The sequence below is a fragment of the Actinomadura sp. NEAU-AAG7 genome, assembly GCF_018603865.1.
GTDB lineage: Bacteria > Actinomycetota > Actinomycetes > Streptosporangiales > Streptosporangiaceae > Spirillospora > Spirillospora litoris.
Map to the genome: position 1 here is coordinate 1 of NZ_JAHFZY010000013.1, position 4654 is coordinate 4654.

Sequence of the window (4654 nt, forward strand, 5' to 3'; positions counted from 1 at the left end):
AAGGATGCACAGGGCCACGGGGCGACCCGACCGCATCACGGCCGGGCCGATAAAGGCACTGGCTTTTAACACGCTGTTGAGTTCTCAAGAAACGGACACCCACCGCGCCGAACCCGCTTCCGCGAGCCCCGCTCCGGGGCAACCCTTCTATCTTACCCGAAGCGCCTGGTTTGTCAACCTGTGGGCTCTTCGGCCCCCCACGTCCCATTTGGGCAAGACAGAGTCCAGCTCATCTGGTCTGAGGAGGTGTCCCCCGGGGCCGGCCGCCTTGTCGGCGTCCCGCTCCCCTGTGGGGCGTGTAGAACATTAGGTCCCCTCAGCGGGACCGTCAAATCAACCTTCGGGCGGCATGAACACCCTGGTCAGACCATGTTTTTGGACCCTGGATGATGCCCGGTCGCCGCCGCCCGTAACCGCACTGTGACGTTTATTCACCGAAGTTTGCCCGCGCGATGACGGACGCCCGCCCGGCACAGGCCGGACGGGCGCGCTTTCTTCGCAGGTCAGCCGTGGTTCACGCCGACGTGACCTCGACACCGCCGATGTTGCGCTTCCCGCGTCGCAGGACGAGGAAGCGGCCGTGCAGGAGGTCCGCCGCGGCGGGCGCGGCGTCGTCCGACTCGACCTTGGCGTTGTTGAGGTAGGCGCCGCCCTGGGCGATCGCGCGGCGCGCCTCGGACTTGCTCTTGCACAGGCCCGTGGCGGCCAGGAGGTCGGCGACGGTCGGCAGGGATCCTGGCGGCACCTCGGTGCGCGGAACCTCGGCGAGCGCCGATCTCAGCGTCCGCTCGTCCAGCTCCTCCAAGGCGCCCTGGCCGAACAGGGCACGGGACGCGGCCACGACCCGGGCGGTCTCGTCGGCGCCGTGGACGAGCGTGGTCATCTCCTCGGCGAGCGCGCGCTGGGGTGCGCGCGCCGCGGGACGGTCGACGCCCTGTTTGACCAGGTCCTCGATCTCCTCGCGGGAGCGGAAGCTGAACGCCTTGAGGTACATCTCGACGTCGCGGTCGTCCGCGTTGATCCAGAACTGGTAGAACGCGTACGGCGAGGTCAGCTCGGGATCGAGCCAGTAGGTCTCGCCGCCGGCGGTCTTGCCGAACTTGGATCCGTCCGCCTTGGTGAGCAGCGGCGTGGTCAGGGCGTGGGCCGTGCCGCCCTCGACGCGGCGGATGAGGTCCGCGCCGGCGGTGAGGTTGCCCCACTGGTCGCTGCCGCCCGTCTGGAGCACGCACCCGTACCGGCGGTACAGCTCCAGGAAGTCCATCGACTGGAGCAGGACGTAGCTGAACTCGGTGTAGCTCATCCCGGTGGTGTCGAGGCGGGCCTTGACGGTCTCGCGGGCGAGCATGCGGTTGACCGGGAAGTGCTTGCCGATGTCGCGCAGGAACTCGATCGCGGACATCGGCCCGGTCCATTCGAGGTTGCTGACCATCGTCGCGGCCGTCGGGCCGTCGCCGAACTCCAGGAACCGGGCGACCTGGGCGCGGACGCGCTCGACCCAGCCCGCGACGGTCTCCTCGGAGTTCAGGACGCGTTCGGCGCTCTTGCCGCTCGGGTCGCCGATGAGGCCGGTGGCGCCGCCGACCAGGCCGAGGGGCCGGTGGCCGGCCTGCTGGAAGCGCCGCAGCACGAGGATCTGGATCAGGTTGCCGAGGTGCAGCGACGGCGCCGTCGGGTCGAACCCGCAGTACAGCGTGACCGGTCCCGCGGCGAGCAGGGCCCGCAGTTCGTCCAGGTCGGTGGACTGCGCGATCAGGTCGCGCCACGCGAGATCGTCCAGGATGTCGGTCACGGTCTCCCTCGTCTCCGGCTTGCTCTGTGGTCGGCGCCGGGCGGGCCCGGCGTCTGCACCAGGGTGCCCCGTCCGGCCTGGGTGGGGCCAACGATATTCAATGCCCCGGGAAGCGGCGGGCGGGGACGAACACCTCGTGTCCCGAGGTGAAGGCCACCCGGACGCCCGTCCGGTCCCATTGGGCGTTCTTGATGGCGGGCCGCTCCGAGGACCCCCAGTCCAGGCGGACCCAGTGCCCGTAGGACGGGTCGCGGCGGCCCGACACGATCATGCCCACGAACAGGTCGTAGTACCGGTGCCGGTGCAGGATCCTGCTGCGGTTGTCCTGGACGGTGACGAAGTACCGGACGGACCCCTCTGCCTTCGGCTGCCGCACCGACGCGGCCGGCTCGTCGATCGAGGCGCCCCAGGAGTCGACACCCAGCACGACCACCCCGAGGAGGAGGGCGGCGGCGACCAGGCTCCTGCGGACCCACCGCGCGCGTCCGGCCGGCGGCCGAGGGCGCGGCGCCGCCTCCGGAGGGGCGGGCGGGGCCTGGTCAGTCATCGGCGGTGACCTTCTTGCGCTTCCTCGGGACGTGCGGACGGTACGGGGAGACGCTCGGGTCCCCGTCGATCCAGAACCGCCAGGGCACCTCCTTGGCGCCGTTGACCCCTGTCCGGGGCCCGCTCCTGATGAGCGCGGGGTCGGCGGGCTCGCCCAGGTGGACGGTCAGCGGCCCGTCCGGGGAGCACACGTCCAGGCCGTTCTGCTCGCGGGCGATGCCGAGCGCCTGGCAGAGCCGCGCCGGGCCGCGCGCGAGGTCGCGGGTGGACGAGCGGGGCCGGCGGGCCCGCGCCGTCCCCTCCCCCGCGACGATCTCCCCGGCGCGCAGCAGGACGGCCGAGGAGATCCCGTCGGGCCCGCAGACGAGGTTCACGCAGAAGTGCATGCCGTAGGTGAAGTACACGTAGGCGAAGCCGGGCGGCCCGAACATGACGGCGTTGCGCGGCGTCCGGCCTCGGTAGGCGTGGGACGCGGGGTCCAGGGGCCCCGCGTACGCCTCGACCTCGGTGAGGCGGACGGCGACCTCCCCCTCGGGGGTGCGGTGCCTGAGCACGTGTCCGAGCAGGGCGGGCGCGACCTCGTCCACCGGGCGGTCGAGGAAGTCCCGTGGCAGCAACGCTCCGTTCATCGCCTCACCGTGGGTCGTGGGGTGGATCCGGCGGGGCGGCCCCGGCCCGGGACCGGGGGACCCTCCGGAAAGCCTAGAGGCGGCCCGGGGTGGGTTCGGCCATCACGCGACGCGTCCTGCCGGCCACCCCGGCCGGATCTAGGAGGCCCAGGCGGCGTGTTCGTTGACCTCGGCGCGCAGGGTGTCGATCTGCTCGCGGACGCGTTCGGGGGCCGTGCCGCCGTAGGCCTTCCGGGACGCGAGCGCGCCCTGGACGTTGAGGACCTCGCGGACGTCGGGCGTCAGCGACGGGGACACCTTCGCCAGCTCCTCGTCGGTGAGGTCGCCGAAGTCCTTGTCGTTGACCTGGCACCAGACCACGAGGTGCCCGACGATCTCGTGGGCGTCGCGGAAGGCCACGCCCCGGCGGACGAGCAGTTCGGCGAGGTCGGTGGCGAGGGCGAAGCCGTCGGGGGCGAGGGCCTCCAGGCGCTCGGTGTTGACCCGCATGGTCGCGATGAGCCCGGACATGGCGGGCAGGACGAGCAGGAGCGTCTCGACGGCGTCGAAGGCGCCCTCCTTGTCCTCCTGGAGGTCGCGGTTGTAGGTGAGCGGCAGGCCCTTGAGCGTCGTCAGCAGGCCGACGAGGTGGCCGATGAGGCGGCCCGCCTTGCCGCGCGCCAGCTCGGCGACGTCGGGGTTCTTCTTCTGCGGCATGATCGACGACCCGGTGGCGTAGGTGTCGTCCATCTCGATCCAGCGGAACTCCTGGGACGCCCAGAGGCAGATCTCCTCGCCGAGGCGCGACAGGTGCACGCCGATGAGCGCGGCGGCGAACAGGAACTCGGCGACGAAGTCGCGGTCGGCGACGGCGTCCATGGAGTTGGCGGCGGCGGCGTCGAAGCCGAGCTCGGCGGCGGTGGCCTGCGGGTCCAGCGGCAGCGAGGACCCGGCGAGGGCGCCGGAGCCGAGCGGGGACACCGCGGCGCGCCGGTCCCAGTCGCGGAGCCGGTCGATGTCGCGGGTGAGCGGCTGGACGTGCGCGAGGAGCTGGTGGGAGAACAGCACGGGCTGGGCGTGTTGCAGGTGGGTCATGCCCGGGGCGGCGACGCCGAGGTTGTGCTCGGCCTGCGCGATCAGCGCGGTCTCCAGCTCGACCAGCCGGGAGACGATCTGGCGGGCGTGGTCGCGCAGGTACAGGCGCAGGTCGGTGGCGACCTGGTCGTTGCGGCTACGGCCGGCGCGCAGCTTGCCGCCGAGGGTGCCGAGGCGCTCCAGCAGGCCGCGTTCGAGGGCGGTGTGGACGTCCTCGTCGGCGACGGCCGGACGGAACTCACCGGACCGGCAGGCGGCCTCCAGGTCGTCCAGCGCCCCGAGCATGCGCGCGAGCTCGTCGTCGGTGAGCAGCCCCGCCCGGTTGAGGACGCGGGCGTGCGCGCGGGAGCCCATCAGGTCGTAGGGGGCGAGCCGCCAGTCGAACTGGACGCTCACCGAGAGCCGCGCGAGCGCGTCCGCCGGGCCGCCTTCGAACCGGCCGCCCCACAGTCGCGTCGGTGCCTTGGTCACGGAGATCCTCTTCTTCCCACCGCTGTGCGTGTCGTGTTCCTGCCCATCCCACCACGGCCGCCGGCCGCGGGGCATGGGCAAACGTTATCCGGGGCGTGCCGCCGCCGGGGGCGCCCCCGCGGCGGGCCCCCCCCGCCGGGGC

At 72.3% G+C, this 4654-nt stretch carries 4 protein-coding genes; all 4 read right to left on the minus strand.

Translation table 11 applies throughout. The features are described from left to right. Window positions 1-514 precede the first annotated feature (514 nt). The gene (gene tyrS / locus KLI87_RS38335) at window positions 515-1792 is read right to left on the minus strand and encodes a tyrosine--tRNA ligase (RefSeq protein WP_214620925.1); all 1278 of its coding nucleotides are present in this window, start codon (window positions 1790-1792) and stop codon (window positions 515-517) included. Between the two features lie 97 nt (window positions 1793-1889). Then, window positions 1890-2339, minus strand: a complete 450-nt coding sequence (locus KLI87_RS38340; protein WP_214620926.1) for a hypothetical protein — start codon at window positions 2337-2339, stop codon at window positions 1890-1892. Further along, window positions 2332-2967 (minus strand): DNA-3-methyladenine glycosylase, encoded by a 636-nt coding sequence (locus tag KLI87_RS38345; protein ID WP_156221808.1) that lies wholly within the window; start codon window positions 2965-2967, stop codon window positions 2332-2334. Before KLI87_RS38345 ends, KLI87_RS38340 begins: the two co-directional genes overlap by 8 nt. Before the next feature lie 138 nt (window positions 2968-3105). After that, window positions 3106-4512 carry an argininosuccinate lyase gene (gene argH / locus KLI87_RS38350; protein ID WP_214620927.1) on the minus strand — a complete coding sequence of 469 codons (1407 nt, stop codon included), beginning with the start codon at window positions 4510-4512 and terminating at the stop codon, window positions 3106-3108. Between the last annotated feature and the right edge of the window lie 142 nt (window positions 4513-4654).

Excerpts from the sequence above, each read along its gene's own strand:
- KLI87_RS38345 (WP_156221808.1), bottom strand. The coding sequence starts at position 2,967 with ATGAACGGAGCGTTGCTGCCACGGGACTTCCTCGACCGCCCGGTGGAC.
- KLI87_RS38340 (WP_214620926.1), bottom strand. The coding sequence starts at position 2,339 with ATGACTGACCAGGCCCCGCCCGCCCCTCCGGAGGCGGCGCCGCGCCCT.